We start from the raw sequence: 15649 nt of genomic DNA, 5'->3' as shown, positions 1-15649 counted from the left end.
CTTGCCATGCCCGACGACGATCAAGCCGCCGTGGTCCTGCCGGACGTGCTCGCGCAGGACCTGCGGGTGGTGTTCGTCGGGATCAACCCCGGCCTCGCGGCCGCGGCGGCCGGGCACAGCTTCCACGGCGCCGGCAACCGGTTCTGGCCCGCCCTGCACCGCTCCGGGTTCACCCCGCGGCGGCTGCGCGCGGAGGAGGAACGGCTCCTGCCGGACTGGGGGCTGGGCATCACCAGCATCGTGCGCCGCCCGACGGCCCGCGCCGCGCAGCTGTCCCGCGACGAACTCGTCGCGGGCGGCGAAGACCTCGCCGAACGGGTCCGGGCGGTCCGGCCGCAGTGGCTGGCGATCCTGGGCGTCACCGGCTACCGGGTGGCGTTCGGCGCACCCCGGGCCCGGCTCGGTCCGCAGCCCGGGACGCTCGGCGGCGCCCGCGTGTGGATCGTGCCCAACCCCAGCGGCCTCAACGCGCACTTCCCGCCCGCGGCGCTCGCCGTCGAGTTCGCCCGGATGCGGGCCGCCGCCGGTGTGCCCGACCGTTCCGGGATCCTCGGCGACGGCCCGTTCCCCGGAACCCGGGCACTGACCCGCGCCGCGGGTCCCGGGCCGCCCCCCGAGGCGGTCCGGCGCCCGCGGCCGGCGGTCAGTGGGCGGCGCTGGTGTTCACCTCGCCGTTGACCCCCTTGGGGAAGAAGCCGCCGGAGGTGGCGGCCTTGTTCGTCAGGTAGACGATGTTGAGGACCTGGCCGGGCGAGCGGCTGTAGGCGATGCCGTTCGCGTCGGTGGGGACGATGTTGGCGTTGCCGTGGCTGTCGATGACGCCCTGGTCGTCGTCGCCCGGCCCGTCGAGGCTGTCGCGGGCGGCCGACAGCTTGACCGTGGCGTTGGCGTCGCCGCGCTGGTAGAGCGCGCTGCGGATGTTGGCCGCGTGGTAGGCCTCGACGGCGAGGATGCCGGCCGCGGCTTCGAGGTAGGTCTTGTTGGTGATCAGCGGCGCGGCACCCTTGTAGGCCGTGACGCCGACGTCTTCGAAGAGGAACGCGGCGAGCAGGAAGTTCTCCTCGCAGGAGAACGCGTCGAAGCTCTGCCCGGGCTTCACGAGCCCGGCGGCCTGCGCGGCGGCCGTGAAGCTGGACCGCAGGTCGATGGCGGGCCGGCTGACCGCCGCCGAGCCGAGGGCCGAGCGCAGGAACCGGACGTGCGCTTTCTCGTCGCCGGCGATCTCCTGGGCGTACTGCTTGGCGGCGCGGGTCTGGAATCGGACGGCGCGTCCGCCGGTGACGCCGCCGCGGGCGCCGGTGCCGGTGGTCATGGCGTCGTCGAGGCCGCGGCCGGTGACGGCGTGGAGGTAGAACTCGGCTTCGAGGTACTCGAGGTTGAGGGCGAAGTTGAGGACGGCGGCGTCGCTCACCCCACCGGCCGCGGCGGCCGCGGCGGCGGGCCGGACGGTGGCCGCGGACGCGGGCCCCGCGACGAGGCCGCCGAGCGCACCGGCGCCGACGACGCCGAGGCCGGTCATCCCGGCCGCCTTGAGGAAGCGGCGGCGGTCCTGGTCGTTCTCCGCGCTCCGGTTGATCATCGAAGCGGCATAACGTTTGCCAAACACGGACGAACTCCTCCCCGCCCGCGCACGGCGGGCGTAACCCACCGCCGGAATTCCCGGCACCGGGCGGATTCTTCGTGGACCTTCCGCTTTCGAGGCCCGGGCCGCCGCGGATGGGTCGCCACCCTGAACGGGCGAAAAACGCGGGCGGCGTTCGGGTCCGGGCGGGTCACCGCGGGTGTCCACATCGGTCCGTTCCGGGAGTTCCGTGGCCGGTACCGGCCACGGAAAACGCCGCGCGTACCCCCTACCCGACGGTAGAAAACCCTTTCGGGTAAAAGAAAAAAAGAATGTTTTCCACCAATCTGGTGACGTCCTTCGCCTCGAAACCTGACTGACGGTGAAGTCCAGACCTGAAAGGGGGTGAGATGGATGGATACTTCCCAGAAGGACTACGTGCTGGTCGACCACCCGTTACTACTGCGGGTGCTCGTTGTGGCCGGTGCGTTGTTCGGATTCACCCTGGTGGCGTTGGCCGTGTCGGGGGCCGCGGACGCTTCCGAAGGTTCGCCGCCACCGGATCGGCCCGGTCTGCTCGACGGAGCCGGGCAAACGGTGCACGGTGTGCTCAAGCCGGTCGAACCGGTGCTGAAGCCGGTCACCGGCGCCGTGTACACGGTGTCGTCGCAGGTCGCTCCGGTGGTCAAGCCGGTGGCGGGCACGCTGCACACGGTGACGTCGGTAGTGGCCCCGGTGGTGCGGCCGGTGACGAGCGGGCTCGAGCCCGTGCTCGCGCCGGTGACCCTTCCGGTGCTGCAGGCGGCGGAGCCGGTGCTGGCGGCCTTGCGGCCGGTCACCGCGCCGTTGCTGCACGCCGTGTCCCCGGTGACGTCGCCGGTCCTGCACGCCACGGCTCCGGTGACCGCACCGGTGGTCCGGGCGATCGGGGCCGGGTACGTCGTCCCGGCGGTGACCGGGCAGCCGGCCGAGCCCACTCCGCGCGGTGACACCAGTGCCCCGTGGGCGGTGGTTGCGCCGGCGGAGCAGGTCGCACCGGCCGGCTGGATCGCCCCGGTGGCCGCCGAGCAGGGTGATACCCAGCGTCGTCACGATGCTCAGGTGGGTTCCCGGCACGTCGCCGGGGACGCGGCTCCGGAGATGGCCGGCGTGACCGGCCCGATGTCCGGATCCGGCGGCGGACTGCCCGTCGACGTCTCCGGCACGAGCGGCGCGATGTCGGCGGGTTCCGGTGCTCAGCACGGCGGCGAGTACGCCGTGACCGCGGCCGGGACCGGTGCGGCGGGAACCGATCGATCCTGGCGGGCGCCTCCCGCGGGCTCGTGGTCGTTGCACTGGCTGGAGTTCTTCGGCAACGACCATCCGAGCTGACCTTCCCTTTCCACCTCCGGAAATCCACATTGGACAGAAGGTAAGGAAAGGGAAGTCATGCACAAGTACGTGCGACGCGGCCTGACCGCCGCATTCATCTCCGGCGGGTTCGTCCTGCTGGGCAGTGCGGTGGCCAGTGCGGACACCGGGAACGCGAACCCGCTCGGCGGGCTCGGCAACACCCTGCACTCGGTTGTGACCGGCACCGCCGGCGGCGGCGACGGCGGGACCTCGGGCACCGGCGGGAACGCGAGCAGCGGCAACACCGCGGTCAGCGGGAACTCCGGTAACTCGGGCAACTCCGGCTCCACCGGCGGCAACAGCGCCTACGGCGTTTGTGTGCTGGCCAAGTGCACTACCTCGGTGTCCTCGGGTAATTCCGGGAACACGGGCGCGACCGGCTCGACCGGGAACGCCTCGAACACCAGCACCACCAGCGGTGGCCACTCCGGGAACGCCGGCAACGGCGGCTCCGGGACGGCGGCGGTCTCGGGCAAGAACACCGCGGACTCGCGGGGCGCCCGCGGCGTCGGCAAGGCGCTCGGAACCGTCACGGGCACCGCGAAGGGTGGAAACGGTGGCAGCTCCGGCGACGCCGGGAACGCCACCAGCAGCAACTCCGCGACGTCGGGGAACTCGGGCGATTCCGGGAACTCCGGCTCGACCGGGGGCAACAGCGCCTACGGCCTCTGCCTGCTGGCGCAGTGCAGCACCACCGTGTCCTCGGGTAACTCCGGGAACACCGGCGCCACCGGCTCGACCGGTGACGCGACCAACACCAGCACCACCACCGGCGGGAACTCCGGCCGGGCGGGCAACGGTGGCGACGCCACCGTCGTCGGCACCGGTCACAACTCCGCCGGCACCAACGGTGGGCACGGCTGGGGCTGGAACCGGCACGACCAGGGCGGCAACACGGGCGTCCTGGGCTCGGTCACCGGCACCGCGACCGGCGGCAAGGGTGGCGACTCCGGCGACGCCGGGAACGCCACCAGCCACAACTCCGCGGTGACCGGGAACTCCGGCACCTCGGGTGACTCGGGTTCCACCGGTGGCAACAGCGCCATCGTGTGGACCCTGGGCGGTCAGGACAACGGCCGTGGCCACCACAGCGATGGCTGGAACAACGGCGGCTGGAACAACGGTGGCTGGAAGTACGAGAGCGGCACGAAGTCGGCCACCACGGTGACTTCGGGCAACTCGGGTGACACCGGCGCCACCGGCTGGACCGGCGACGCGGGCAACACCAGCGTCACCACCGGCGGGAACTCGGGCTGGGCGGGCAACGGTGGCGACGCCACCGTCGTGAGCACCGGCCGGAACTCCGCCACGAACAACGGTGGGCACCGCCGGAACCACCAGGGCGGCAGCACGAGCGTCCTGGGCTCGGTCACCGGCACCGCGACCGGCGGCAAGGGTGGCGACTCCGGCGACGCCGGGAACGCCACCAGCGGCAACAACGCGGTGAGCGGCACGTCCGGCACCTCGGGCGACTCGGGCTCGACCGGCGGCAACACCGCCGTCACGTCGACCCGCGGCCACGAGCAGCAGGGCCGTCACCACGGCGGCGGCTGGAAGCACGAGAGCGGCACGAAGTCGGCCACCACGGTGACCTCGGGCAACTCGGGTGACACCGGCGCCACCGGCTGGACCGGCGACGCGGGCAACACCAGCGTCACCACCGGCGGGAACTCCGGCTGGGCGGGCAACGGCGGCGACGCCGGCGTCCTCGCCTCGGGCTGGAACACCGTCGCGCACGCCCCGCACACCGTCTGACGGTAAGCGGGAGGACAACGAGCGGGGGCACCGGATTCCGGTGCCCCCGCTTCGCTTCGCTTCGCCGGGACTCCGCGACCCGGCGGGAAGACCGGGTTACGGCCGCGCGGCTCAGATCGCGCGGGCGATGGCGATGTTGCCCGCCAGCCGTTCACCGGCTTCGTAGATCATGTACTCGTGGCCCTGGTAGGTGCCGAAACTGGGCGCCGCGCTGCGGCCGTTGTCCGGGCTGCCGCTCAGCGAATCGTGGAACACCCCGAGGTGGTTGCGCTTCGAGAAGTCGGTGCCCACCTCGGTGATCATCAGGTTGCCGCCGTGCGCGATGTCGGTGTTGTAGACGACGTACGTGCTGTTGTTGCGGTTCAGCAGGTGCGGGCCGCCGATGTCGTTGGCGCCGACGTCCGAGTGCTTCACCAGCGGCGTCTGCGAGAACGTCCAGTTCAGCGCGTCGGGTGACCAGCCCCAGCCGATGTCGCGGTGGTTGGTGCTGTTGTTGATCATGAAGACCATGACGTACCGGGCGTTCTTCGACGGCACGTCCTGGCGGAACACCCGCGCGTAGGACGTCTCGGTCGTGCCGGCGGGCTGCAGCCGGGTGGACAGCACCTCCTTCTCGTAGGTGAAGTGGATGCCGTCGGCCGAGCTGGCGAGGCGGGTCACCGTGTTCTCGCCGTGGAAGTACAGGTAGATCCGCTTGACGTCGTCGTTCCACAGCGCGTGCGGCGACGAGACGTGGCTGACCGAGTACTCGCCGGGCCACGAGTTCTCGATGATCGGGTTGCCCGCGTACTCGGTGAACTCCTGGTCGAGGGTGTTCGCGTAGGCCAGGCAGATCCCGCCCGGCGCGTCGTGCGGGGCGTAGTAGAGGTAGTACGCCCCGAGCGCGTCCGGGATCCGGCCCGCGGTCCCGCGGATGCAGGGGAAGATCAGCTCGCCGGTGGGGTTGTACTCGAGCTTGCTCTTCACCAGTGCGAGCCGCTGGTACCGGTAGTCGGGGAAGCCGGCCTGGGCCGCGAGGGCCGGCGCCGGCAGGAGGGCGCCCGCGCCGAGTGCGGCGGCACCGGCCAGCAGGCCGCGTCGAGTGAGGGACATGGTGCCGCTCCTTCGCCTTCGAAGTGTTCGCGTTCCGGCGACGGTGGCACGCGTCCGACAGCGAAGTCAATGGAGTAATACGTATTAGTACGGTCGGGACAGGTTCGCTGGAGTTTCGGGCAAAACGGTTGACGGTGTTCCGGCCGGGCCGCACGCTGGCTACTGAACCGAGTCGGCTGACCCCCGGTGCGGCGACCCGAGCGAGGTGTCGATGAGCAGGGCGCGGCGGACGCCGAGGCAGGCCGACATCGCGCGTGTCGCCGGGGTTTCGCAGGCGACGGTCTCGGTGGTGCTGGGCGGGAACCGCACCGGCGTCCGGCTTTCCGAGCGCACCCGGCTGCGCGTGCTGGAAGCCGCCGAGCGGCTGGGGTACGTGCCGGACCCGGTGGCGACGCGGCTGGCGTCGGCGCGCAACAACCTGCTCGGCGTCTACACGTTCACCCCGGCCTTCCCGATCGACGTCGCCGACTCCTACTACCCGATCCTGGTCGGGATCGAGGCGGAAGCGGCCGCGCTCGGCCAGGACCTGATCATGTTCACCGCGTCCAGCGCGGTGCCCGACCACACCCGGATCCGCCGCACCCGGCTCGCCGACGGCTGCCTGTTCCTGGGCCGGCACGTCCCGGTGGCCGCGGTCGGCGAGCTGCTGGAGAGCGGCTTCCCGATCGTCTACATCGGACGCCGGACCGAGCTGGGTGGCACGATCCCCTACGTGGGCGCGGATTACGTGTCGGCCTCGGCCGAAGTCGTGACGCGGCTGGTGGGCGCGGGCCACCGGCGCGTGCGGTACCTGCGCGAGCCGGACGAGGCCCCGTCGTCGGACGACCGCGAGCGCGGCGTCCGCACCGCGGCGGCCGACGCGGGCGCGGCGCTGACGGTGACCCGCACCGACGGCACGGATCTCTCCGCCGCGACGATCACCGCGTGGCTCGAAGACGGCGTGACGGCCCTGGTGGTCGAGGAGACGGACACCGGCGCGGTGTTCCACGCGACGTGGCGGGCCCTGGGTGAGGCGGGCGTGTCCGTGCCCGGCGACGTCTCCCTGGCGGTCCTCGGCCGCCCGCCCGGCGTCCCGGCGGGCCCGGAGATCAGCGGCTTCGAGGTGCCGCGCCGCGAGATGGGCCGGGCGGCGGTCCGGCTGCTGGCGACGCTGCTCGACCCGGCCGCGGCCGACCCGTCGGTGCACCGGCTGCTGACGTGCCCGCCGGTGGCCGGCGCGACGATCGCGCCGGCGCCCTGAAGCGGCGCGGTCAGCGCAGCGCGTCGAGGTGCCCGGCGATCTCCGCGTTGACGTCGGCCTGGTGGTCGGCGAGGAAGAAGTGGCCGCCGGGGAACACTCGCATCGTGAAGGCGCCCGAAGTGTGCTCGCGCCAGGCCTCGGCTTCGGGCAGCGTCGTCTTCGGGTCGTGGTCGCCGGTGAGTACCGCGAGGGGCGCCGCGATCTTGCGGCCCGGCTCGCAGCGGTAGGTCTCGATCGCGGTGTAGTCGCCGCGGATCGCCGGCAGCGCCAGCCGCAGCAGCTCGTCGTCGCCGAACACCGCCGAGTCGGTGCCGTTGAGCAGCCGCAGCTCGGCGATCAGGCCCTGGTCGTCGCGCTCGTGGACGCGGTCGTCGCGGCGGGTCGAGGGCGCCCGCCGGCCGGACGCGATCACCGTGGCCGGCGCGTGGGTGCCGCCCTGTTCGAGCCGGTACGCCGTCTCGAACGCGAGCACCGCGCCCATGCTGTGCCCGAAGAACACCGTCGGCTTGGGGCTCAGCGCGGCGAGCTCTCCGGCGATCAGGTCGGCCAGCTTGCCGAGGTCCTCGACGCACGCCTCGCGCCGCCGGTCCTGGCGGCCCGGGTACTGCAGCGACACGACGTCGGTACCGGGGGAGAAGCGCACGGAGACCGGGTGGAAGAAGCTCGCCGAGCCGCCCGCGTACGGGAAGCACACCAGCCGGGCGGTGCTGCCGGTCGCGTCGTGGTACCGGCGGATCCAATCGGTCGTGGCGCCGTCGTCGGTGCGCAAGTCGTCCGCCCTCCAGGTCCGGGATATCGTCGTCGGGACCAGTGAAACACGGTCGGCCCGGTGTTTTCGCCGGTTTCGCCGGACCGCGCCCGACAGGAGAACCGGTGGCCGCGACGACGTACCTGTTCGTGCCGGGAGACCGGCCCGATCGCTTCGGCAAGGCCGTCGCGAGCGGCGCCGACGTCGTCGTCCTCGACCTCGAGGACGCGGTCGCCCCGGCGGACAAGGACACCGCCCGCGCCGCGGTGTCCGCATGGCTCGGCGACGGCCGGGCGAGGGTGTCGGCGGTGCGGATCAACGCCGCCGGCACACCCTGGTTCGACGCCGACGCCGCCCTGGTCGCCGCGCACGGAGTCCCGGTGCTGGTGCCGAAAGCGGAGACGCCGGGGGTGCTGGCCGGGTTCGGCGAGGTGGTGGCCCTGGTCGAGACGGCGCTCGGCGTCGAACGCGCGGGTGAGCTGGCCGCCGTCGGATCGGTGACGCGGCTGGCGTTCGGCCACGTCGACCTGGCCGCCGAACTGGGTGTCGCGCCCGAAGATCCGGAGCCGTTCGCCTACGCGCGCTCGCGGCTGGTCGTGGCGTCGGCGGCGGCCGGGCTCGCGCCGCCGGTCGACGGCGTCACCACGGACCTGCACGACGAAGAGCGGCTCGCCGCCGACGTCCATTACGCGCGGCGCATGGGCTTCGCGGGCAAGCTCTGCGTGCACCCGAAGCAGATCGGCCCGGTGCGCGCCGCGTTCGCGCCGACCGAGGCCGAGCTCGGCTGGGCCCGCCGGGTCGTCACCGCGGGCGATTCGGTGTCTGCTGTGGACGGGAAGATGGTCGACAAGCCGGTGCTGGCCCGGGCCCGCCGGATCCTCGGGGAGCGGTGATGGGCCGGAAGACGCGGCAGGCCGGGTTGCGTCAGCCTCGATCGGGTGACGACGAGTTCTGCTTCCAGCTGCACCGCAGCGCGCTCGGCGAGTACGTCGAGGCGATCTGGGGCTGGGACGAGCCGGCGCAGCGCGTCTACCACGAGAAGAGCTTCGACGCGGCGCGCACGCAGATCATCACCGTCGACGGCCGGGACGCCGGCGCGCTGGTCGTCGACGACACCGGCCCCGACGTCGTCCTCGGCCGGATCGAGCTCGAGCCGCACCACCAGGGCCGCGGCATCGGCACGCACGTCGTCCGGGCCCTGGCCGCCGAAGCGGCGTCGCGCGGCCGCGACGTGGTGCTCGAGGTCCTCGACGTCAACACGCGCGCCCGGGCGTTCTACGAGCGGCTCGGCTTCCGCGAGACCGGCCGGCCCCGGCCGCACAAGATCGCGATGCGCTACACAGCGCCCTGACCCGGCGTCACCCGGAGCCGGCGCAGGCCCACGGTGACGACCGCCGTGGCGACGACGAGGTGCATCAGCATCAGGCCGACGACGTTGGCGGCGGTCGCGCCCGCGCTCAGCAGCAGGACGTCCGGGATCCAGGTCAGCGCGAGCGCCACGGGGACGATGACGCGCAGGGCCCGCGGGGCCCGCTTGGCGAGCACGTTCCAGCCCAGGACGCCGAGGACGAAGCCGACGACGGTCGCGGGCAGGTAGGCGGCCGGGGTCAGGCCCATGCCGATGCCGCCGTCGTCGAGTGCGGCCGCGCTGAGCCCGAGGGCGGTGTTGACGGCCGCGGCGGCCAGCGCGGTGGCGCCGTACCGGAGAGCGACGGCCGAAGCGGGAGTGGTGGCGGTGGTGGTCATCGCTGCTCCTTGGGTTGCGTGTGCAACCCAAGGTAGGTTGGGTTGCGTGTTAAAGTCAAGCCGTGAGCGAGCGAGACGGGGAAACCGAGCCGGTGCGCTGGCTCGACGACGACCAGCACCGGGCGTGGATCAACCTGGTGAAGGTGCTGATGTCGCTGCCGGGGGTGCTGGAGAGCCAGCTCCTGCGCGACGCCGATCTCACGCTGCTGGGGTACATGATCCTGGCCCGCCTGTCGGCGGTCCCCGGCGAAACCCTGCGGATGAGCCAGATCGCGGAGATGGCCAACGGGTCGCTCCCACGCATCTCGCACGCGGTCGCGCGGCTCGAGGACCGGGGCTGGGTGACCCGCACGGTGTGCACCGGCCAGGGCCGCCGCTTCACCGTCGCGACCCTGACCGACGCGGGCCGCGCGCACCTGGAGGCGTCGGCCGCTGGCCACGTCGCCACCGTCCGCCGGCTGGTCGTCGAGCCGCTGGGGGACGACTTCGTGCGGCTCGGTGACTCCGTCGAGCGGATCGTCGAGATCCTCGGGCTGCCCACGGCGTCGCTGAAGCCGTGATCTCACCGGGCCGGGGAGCCCGCGCCGGGACCGCCTGCCGGGTGAGCGGCAGACGGTCCCGCGCCGGGCGGTCCCGCTCCGCTGGGGCACGGGACGGGACGCCGGTCCGGATGACCGCGAGGTCGTGCGCCCCCCTCGGCACCACGCCCGGTCCGCCTCGTTCTAGCCCAGCCACCCGGGGACCGGTCCCCGGGTGTGCGTCACCCGGTGATCCTGCGCGCCGCCGCCAGTTGCCCTTCCTTGTGCCGGTGCTCGCGGGACAGGTCGGCGGCGTGGTGCGGGACGAGCCCCTCCTGCACGGCGCGTTCGACCGCGACCCACGTCCGGACCCAGCCGGTTCGTTCCTTGCACCGCACGTCCCGGGTGGCGACGGCGATCTCGTGCGGTGACGCGCGGCCCGCGCCGAACGCGGGATCCTCGATCGCGGCTTGCGGGTCGGAGTAGCGGAACCCGGCCTCCGCCATGCACCGCGACCACGCCGCCGCGGCCGCGGTGACCGGCGGGGTGGTCCGGGTGATGTCGTAACTGCGTTGGCTCAAGGCGAAACCCACCGGTTCCTGGCCGGGTTTCCCGTCGGGCGGCGCGAGAGTCCGGTCCGCCTCGCCCGCGCACCCGCCGGGTGGGACGTCACGTCCTCCGCCCGTGCCGGTGATCATGGCGACGACGTCCGGTGCTGGCGGCGGCCGGTCGGCGCCGTGCGGGGCGAACACCGCCGGGTCGCGGTAGCCGTACGCCGCCGCCTCGGCCGCGTCGACGAGACCGTGCCGCCGCGGCTTGGCGGCGTCCCGCACCGGATCGACGGGCGGGAAGATGAACGAGAGCCCGCGGGCGGCGAGACAGCGTTCCATCAAGGTGTTGCGGGCCTTGATGACCTCCAGCTCTTCGACCGGCGTCAGCTGCGACCGGTCGAGCGGGAGGTCGAGACCGTGCACCGTCGACAGGTCACGGGGAACCTTCCCGAGCGCGGCGGCGAGGTCGTCCGCACCGAAGTCGGACGTCGCGGCGGGCGCCGCCGAGCAACCGGCGACGATCGCCAGCACCGCGGCGAAGGTTATGACGCGGCTGGATGTGGCCACGGCTGGACCTCCGGTTCGCGACCGGGACCGCGCCGGTGCGGCGCGGTCCCGGCCGGTGCGGCTAGAACTGATCGCGGTTCGCACAGTCGGAGGACGCTCCGGCACTCCCCGGCCACCTGAAGCTCGCGTTCTGGTTCTTCATGGTGGCGTTGAAGTTTCCGGAGGAGTACGGGGCGAACGACTGCGACGCGACACTGCCGTTGCAGCCGCTGTTGTAGTAGACCGTCGCCGTGTAGGACCAGTTGTTGGTCACCGACGCGGCGTGGTTCTTCACCTGGACGCCCAAGCCGTTGCTGGTGGTGCCGACCTTGTTGAACAGCTCGTCGCCGAGGTTGCCGTCCGAATGGAAGTAGTCGCCGTGAGCGCCGGCGTTGCCGCTGTTGAAGTAGAAGCAGAAATAGGCGCTCGGGCAGGCGGCGCTCGCCGCCGGGCTCACGGTCGCCGCCTGGGCGGCCGGGGCCGCGATGAGCCCGGCCGCGGCCAGGACGGCACCGATCGCGATTTTCCGCACCTTCGACATCATGGGTTCTCCCTCGTTCGTGGTCCTGCACCGCTTCCACGCCCGAACTGGACCCGGGTTGAGGCCGGACCGCGAAGAGAACCCGGGTGGAGCAACGTCAGGGGACCAGGACGATCCGGCCCGGTGCGTGTCCCTCCGCCAGCATCTGTTGGGCCGTCGCGGCTTCCTCCAGCGGGAACGTCCGCGCCACCCGCACCCGGAGCGTCCCCGCCTCCGCCAGGGCGGCGACCGTGCGCAGGTCGGCGGGGACGAGGCGGGCGAACACCGGCGTCACACCCGGGAGGTCGAACTCGGCGACCGACGCGACCCGCGTGCCGAGGCCCGGAGTCGCCCTCAGCGTTCCGCGGCCGGCCGTGTCCAGGACGGCGTCGATGCCGTCGGAGGCGAGGGCGTGGACGCGCTCGGCGAGACCTTCGCCGTAGCGGATCGGCTCCACGCCCAGGGAACGCAGGTAGCCGTGGTTGGCTTCGGACGCCGTGCCCAGCACCCGGACGCCGCGGCTGACGGCGATCTGTGCGGCCAGCGAGCCGACGCCGCCCGCGGCCGCGTGCACCAGCAGCGTTTCGCCGGGCTTCGGGGCGAGCGTGTTGACGGCCTGGAGTGCGGTCAGTCCGGCCAGGGGCAGGCCCGCCGCCTCGGGCCAGGGCACCGCGGCGGGCTTGCGGACCAGCGTCCGGACGTCGGCGGCGACCAGCTCCGCGTAGGCGCCGTTGCGGTGTTCGACCTCGCCGCGGACGTAGCCGATCACCTCGTCGCCGGGGCCGAACTCGGGCGCGGCGGGGCCGGCGCGCTTGACCACCCCGGCGACGTCCCAGCCGGGCACGACCGGGAAGTAGGACGCGCGGAACCCGGCCAGCGCTCCTGATCGGACGCCGAGGTCGGCCGGGTTGAGCGCGGCGGCCCGCACCCGCACGAGCACGCCGTCGAGGTCGACCACGGGCTCGGGCAGCTCGGCGATCTCCAGCACCTCGGGGCCGCCGTACCGGTGGTGGACAACGGCTTTCACGGCTGCACGACCCGCATCGGCAGGTCGCCCAGCGCGTGGTGCCGGACGATCTTCCACTCGCCGTCGACGCGCCGCAGTTCGGTGTCGTAGTACCCGGACTCGACGGCCTGGATCGAGCGTCCGGGCGTGGTCCGGACCTCGAAGACGACGAACTGGGCGTTGAGGTGGGCGGTGTCGCCGTCGACGGTGATCAGGTGATCGGCGGTGACGTGGTGGCTGGACCCGCCTTCGGGGTGCGGGGCCATGAAGTTCTCGACGGCGTACTGCACACCGGCGCCGCCGGTCAGCGGCTCGCCGACCGGCTCGTACCGGTCGGGGCCGGCCTTCTGGAAGATCCGGACGACGGCGTCGTCGGTGAACAGGGCGCCTTGGGCGGCGCCGTCGCGCCGGTCGGTGGCGCGGACGTAGCGGGCCAGGACTTCCTGGACCGCGCGTTCGTCGGACACGGGGTGACCTTTCGTCGGTGGTGGCTGTGCTTCCAGCCAACCGCGCCGTGACCGGCGGAACGATGCCGTCCGGGCCGCCGATCATTACCTTGCGGGTATGAATGGAGGTATGGATCGACTGGAGACCCGCGAGCTCGCCTACTTCGTGACGGTCGCCGAGGAGCTGCACTTCGGCCGCGCGGCCGAGCGGCTCGGGATCGCGGCCCCGCCGTTGTCGCGGGCGATCGCCCGGCTGGAACGGCGCCTGGGCGTGCGGTTGTTCGACCGGACGAGCCGCCGCGTGTCGCTCACCGACGCCGGCCGCGTCTTCCTGGCCGACAGCCGATCGGCCCTCGCCGCGGTGGACCGCGCGGCCCGCCGCGCCCGGCGGGCGGGACGCTCATCGCCGCTGACGGTCGCGGTGCGCTCGGGCACCGCCGCCGGCGTGCTGGCCGAGCTGGTCGAGGCGTTCGCCCGCGCGTACCCGGTGGAGCTGCTGTTCACCACCGACCAGGTCGGCGCGCTCCGCGGCGGCGCCGCCGACGTCGCCCTGCTCTGCGCGAGCAACGACCTCGCCGGGTTCGTCACCACGGACGTCGCCGAAGAGCTGCCAGTGGCCCTGGTCCCGGTGTCGCACCCGTTCGCCGCCCGCCCGGCGGTCTCGATCGCCGACCTCCGCCGCGAAGACGCGTTCCGGACGGAGTGCCCGCAGCTGCCCCTGGACGAGATCGTGGACCGGGTAGCGGTCGGCCAGCTGCTGGCGGTCGTCGGCCACGGCGCGGTGAGCCGGGCCGGTGACGCTGTCGTGGGAGTGCCGGTGGCGGACTGCCCGCCGACCCGGGTGGTGTTGGCTCGCTTGGCGGGGGAGGTGGGCGCGGAGGTGAAGGCGTTCGAGCGTACGGCGAGGGATGTTGCGGCCCGAAGGCTTGCCATGGCGGCGATCGCTTAGCCGGTTGGGGTTTGTGTGCTTGGTGTTGTGGCGGGTTGCCCGCCGACCTGGGTGGTGTTGGCTCGCTTGGCGGGTGAGGTGGGCGCGGAGGTGAAGGCGTTCGAGCGTACGGCGAGGGATGTTGCGGCGCGCAGGCTTGCCGTGGCGGCGATCGCGTAGCCGGTTGGGGTTTGTGTGCTTGGTGGCGGGGTTGCCCGCCGACCCGGGTGGTGCTGGCTCGCCTGGCGGGGGAGGTGGGTGCGGAGGTGAAGGCGTTCGAGCGCACGGCAAAGGACGTCGCGGCGCGCAGGCTTGCCATGGCGGCGATCGCGTAGTGGTAGTTTCCGCGGATGCCCACACCCGAAGACGAGTGGTACGCCGTGCGTTGCGTTTTCCGGTGGGACGGCTCCCACGGCACGCCGTTCGAGGAGCGGATCACGTTGTGGCGGGCCGGAAGTCTCGACGCCGCCATCGGGCTGGCCGAGCGGGAAGCCCGCGAGTACGCCGCGGCGGCCGACGTCACCTACCTGCAGTTCGCCCAGGCGTACGCGCTGCGGGAACGCGGCGAGCTCCGGCCGGGCGCCGAGGTGTTTTCGTTGCTGCGGGACAGTTCCCTGCCGCCGTCGGAGTACCTGGACGCGTACTTCGACGACGGCCGGGAACACCGGCGCGGCTCAGCAGCGGGGTAGCGTGGCCCGCAGCAGGTTCGGGTCCTCCCGCGTCAGGTACGCCGCGCTCAGCACGTAAACTTCACTGCCCCGCACCGCGATCGACGTCGGGTTCTGCAGGCCGTCGGCGGCGTCCAGCACCGTCGACGCCGTTCCGTCCGCGCTGATCCGGACGACCTTGTTCGGGCTGTCGAGCGCGGCGAGGATCTCGTCGCCGCGGCCGGTGAACGTGAAGTCGTCGATGCCCGCGACGTCCGTCGCCTTGATCCGCGGGGTGCCCGCCCGGCCGTTCGGCAGGATCGGGATGCGGAGCACGGTGCCGCGATCGAGGTTGGTCACCCAGAGGGCGCCGTCGTGGAGCTTGGCGCCGTTCGCGCCGAGGAAGCCGTTCGGGGCGAGCTCCGCCGCGGTGGACCAGGATTTCGCTGTCCCGCCGACGAAGGGGACCGTCCACACGGTACCGAGCACCGAATCGGTGACGAAGAAGCGGTGCCCGTCGAACGCCAGCCCGTTCGGCAGGCCGGTCCCGGGCAGCGCGGCGATCCGCTCGGGCGTGCCGCCCGGGCGCAGCCGCCACAGCCCCGTCAGGTCGTCGGTTCCGGTCGCGTACAACACATACAGGGTCCCGTCGGCCGTCCGGACGATGCCGGTCGTCAGCGGGAAACCCAGGGCCGGAGCCCCGCCGCCGCCGGCCGGAGCGGGCAGCGTCGCCAGGATCCGCGTCCGGCCCGCCCGGTCCACGCGGGCGACCTGACGCGCGCCGGCGAAGGTGACGTCGGCGGACCCGTCGGGTTCCAGGGCGACGTTCTCCGGCTGCTGCCCGGCCGTCAGGTCGAAGTGCACCACGTCGCGCGACGCCGCCGAGGCCGGTGTGGCGGTGGCGACGGTCGCCAAAAGGGTGAGGGTCAAGAGCGTCTTCTTCATGGTTCCTT

Annotated in this window: 18 protein-coding genes; 9 read left to right on the top strand and 9 right to left on the bottom strand. The window is 72.8% G+C overall.

Features of this window, described 5'->3' with window-relative positions:
* Positions 1 to 6: 6 nt before the first annotated feature.
* A complete protein-coding gene (gene mug / locus OHS18_RS17350; RefSeq protein ID WP_442875384.1) occupies positions 7 to 678 on the top strand; it encodes a G/U mismatch-specific DNA glycosylase in 672 nt (223 codons plus the stop codon).
* Here mug and OHS18_RS17345 read toward each other — a convergent pair.
* A complete protein-coding gene (locus tag OHS18_RS17345; RefSeq protein WP_328451349.1) occupies positions 644 to 1606 on the bottom strand; it encodes a ferritin-like domain-containing protein in 963 nt (320 codons plus the stop codon). The two genes, mug and OHS18_RS17345, sit on opposite strands and share 35 nt — an antisense overlap.
* A 369-nt stretch (positions 1607 to 1975) precedes the next feature.
* On the opposite strand from OHS18_RS17345, the gene OHS18_RS17340 reads away from it, so the two are divergent.
* Positions 1976 to 2932 carry a hypothetical protein gene (locus tag OHS18_RS17340; protein ID WP_328617740.1) on the top strand — a complete coding sequence of 319 codons (957 nt, stop codon included), beginning with the start codon at positions 1976 to 1978 and terminating at the stop codon, positions 2930 to 2932.
* 57 nt (positions 2933 to 2989) lie between these two features.
* Positions 2990 to 4708: a hypothetical protein gene (locus OHS18_RS17335; protein WP_328617739.1), complete on the top strand. Its 1719-nt coding sequence runs from the start codon at positions 2990 to 2992 to the stop codon at positions 4706 to 4708.
* A gap of 111 nt (positions 4709 to 4819) precedes the next feature.
* Here OHS18_RS17335 and OHS18_RS17330 read toward each other — a convergent pair whose 3' ends face one another.
* On the bottom strand, positions 4820 to 5800 hold the full coding sequence (locus OHS18_RS17330) for a hypothetical protein (protein ID WP_328617738.1): 981 nt from the start codon (positions 5798 to 5800) through the stop codon (positions 4820 to 4822).
* A 211-nt stretch (positions 5801 to 6011) separates the two neighbouring features.
* Between OHS18_RS17330 and OHS18_RS17325 the strand changes: the two genes are divergently transcribed.
* A complete protein-coding gene (locus OHS18_RS17325) occupies positions 6012 to 7040 on the top strand; it encodes a LacI family DNA-binding transcriptional regulator (protein ID WP_328617737.1) in 1029 nt (342 codons plus the stop codon).
* Positions 7041 to 7050: 10 nt separating this feature from the next.
* Here OHS18_RS17325 and OHS18_RS17320 read toward each other — a convergent pair whose 3' ends face one another.
* Entirely contained in the window at positions 7051 to 7809 is a 759-nt protein-coding gene (locus OHS18_RS17320; RefSeq protein WP_328617736.1) for a thioesterase II family protein, read from the bottom strand.
* Positions 7810 to 7913: 104 nt separating this feature from the next.
* Between OHS18_RS17320 and OHS18_RS17315 the strand changes: the two genes are divergently transcribed.
* Both OHS18_RS17315 and OHS18_RS17310 read left to right on the top strand, forming a co-directional pair.
* Positions 7914 to 8681, top strand: a complete 768-nt coding sequence (locus OHS18_RS17315) for an HpcH/HpaI aldolase/citrate lyase family protein (RefSeq protein WP_328617735.1) — start codon at positions 7914 to 7916, stop codon at positions 8679 to 8681.
* Positions 8681 to 9139 (top strand): GNAT family N-acetyltransferase, encoded by a 459-nt coding sequence (locus OHS18_RS17310; protein ID WP_328617734.1) that lies wholly within the window; start codon positions 8681 to 8683, stop codon positions 9137 to 9139. Before OHS18_RS17315 ends, OHS18_RS17310 begins: the two co-directional genes overlap by 1 nt.
* On the opposite strand, the gene OHS18_RS17305 is transcribed toward OHS18_RS17310, so the two are convergent.
* The gene (locus OHS18_RS17305; RefSeq protein WP_328617733.1) at positions 9124 to 9534 is read right to left on the bottom strand and encodes a DUF6069 family protein; all 411 of its coding nucleotides are present in this window, start codon (positions 9532 to 9534) and stop codon (positions 9124 to 9126) included. The genes OHS18_RS17310 and OHS18_RS17305 overlap by 16 nt on opposite strands.
* 62 nt (positions 9535 to 9596) lie before the next feature.
* Between OHS18_RS17305 and OHS18_RS17300 the strand changes: the two genes are divergently transcribed.
* Positions 9597 to 10094 carry a MarR family winged helix-turn-helix transcriptional regulator gene (locus tag OHS18_RS17300; RefSeq protein WP_328451366.1) on the top strand — a complete coding sequence of 166 codons (498 nt, stop codon included), beginning with the start codon at positions 9597 to 9599 and terminating at the stop codon, positions 10092 to 10094.
* A gap of 200 nt (positions 10095 to 10294) precedes the next feature.
* Here OHS18_RS17300 and OHS18_RS17295 read toward each other — a convergent pair whose 3' ends face one another.
* The 4 genes from OHS18_RS17295 to OHS18_RS17280 form a co-directional block, all read right to left on the bottom strand.
* Positions 10295 to 11170, bottom strand: coding sequence for a hypothetical protein (locus OHS18_RS17295; protein WP_328617732.1), 876 nt, complete (start codon positions 11168 to 11170; stop codon positions 10295 to 10297).
* 61 nt (positions 11171 to 11231) lie between these two features.
* Positions 11232 to 11693 (bottom strand): peptidase inhibitor family I36 protein, encoded by a 462-nt coding sequence (locus OHS18_RS17290; protein ID WP_328617731.1) that lies wholly within the window; start codon positions 11691 to 11693, stop codon positions 11232 to 11234.
* A 94-nt stretch (positions 11694 to 11787) separates the two neighbouring features.
* Positions 11788 to 12696 carry an NADP-dependent oxidoreductase gene (locus tag OHS18_RS17285; protein WP_328617730.1) on the bottom strand — a complete coding sequence of 303 codons (909 nt, stop codon included), beginning with the start codon at positions 12694 to 12696 and terminating at the stop codon, positions 11788 to 11790.
* A complete protein-coding gene (locus OHS18_RS17280; protein WP_328617729.1) occupies positions 12693 to 13142 on the bottom strand; it encodes a nuclear transport factor 2 family protein in 450 nt (149 codons plus the stop codon). The genes OHS18_RS17285 and OHS18_RS17280 overlap by 4 nt, the downstream gene beginning before the upstream one ends.
* Positions 13143 to 13251: 109 nt before the next feature.
* Here OHS18_RS17280 and OHS18_RS17275 point away from each other — a divergent pair, with 109 nt between their 5' ends.
* Both OHS18_RS17275 and OHS18_RS17270 read left to right on the top strand, forming a co-directional pair.
* On the top strand, positions 13252 to 14070 hold the full coding sequence (locus OHS18_RS17275; RefSeq protein ID WP_328617728.1) for a LysR family transcriptional regulator: 819 nt from the start codon (positions 13252 to 13254) through the stop codon (positions 14068 to 14070).
* A 329-nt stretch (positions 14071 to 14399) separates the two neighbouring features.
* On the top strand, positions 14400 to 14738 hold the full coding sequence (locus tag OHS18_RS17270) for a hypothetical protein (RefSeq protein ID WP_328617727.1): 339 nt from the start codon (positions 14400 to 14402) through the stop codon (positions 14736 to 14738).
* On the opposite strand, the gene OHS18_RS17265 is transcribed toward OHS18_RS17270, so the two are convergent.
* The gene (locus tag OHS18_RS17265; RefSeq protein WP_328617726.1) at positions 14724 to 15641 is read right to left on the bottom strand and encodes a hypothetical protein; all 918 of its coding nucleotides are present in this window, start codon (positions 15639 to 15641) and stop codon (positions 14724 to 14726) included. The genes OHS18_RS17270 and OHS18_RS17265 overlap by 15 nt on opposite strands.
* Between the last annotated feature and the right edge of the window lie 8 nt (positions 15642 to 15649).

It is taken from the genome of Amycolatopsis sp. NBC_00355, assembly GCF_036104975.1.
In the GTDB taxonomy this organism is placed as follows: domain Bacteria; phylum Actinomycetota; class Actinomycetes; order Mycobacteriales; family Pseudonocardiaceae; genus Amycolatopsis.
The sequence above is the reverse complement of the archived record's forward strand: the minus strand, read 5'-3'. Positions and strand labels throughout refer to the sequence as shown.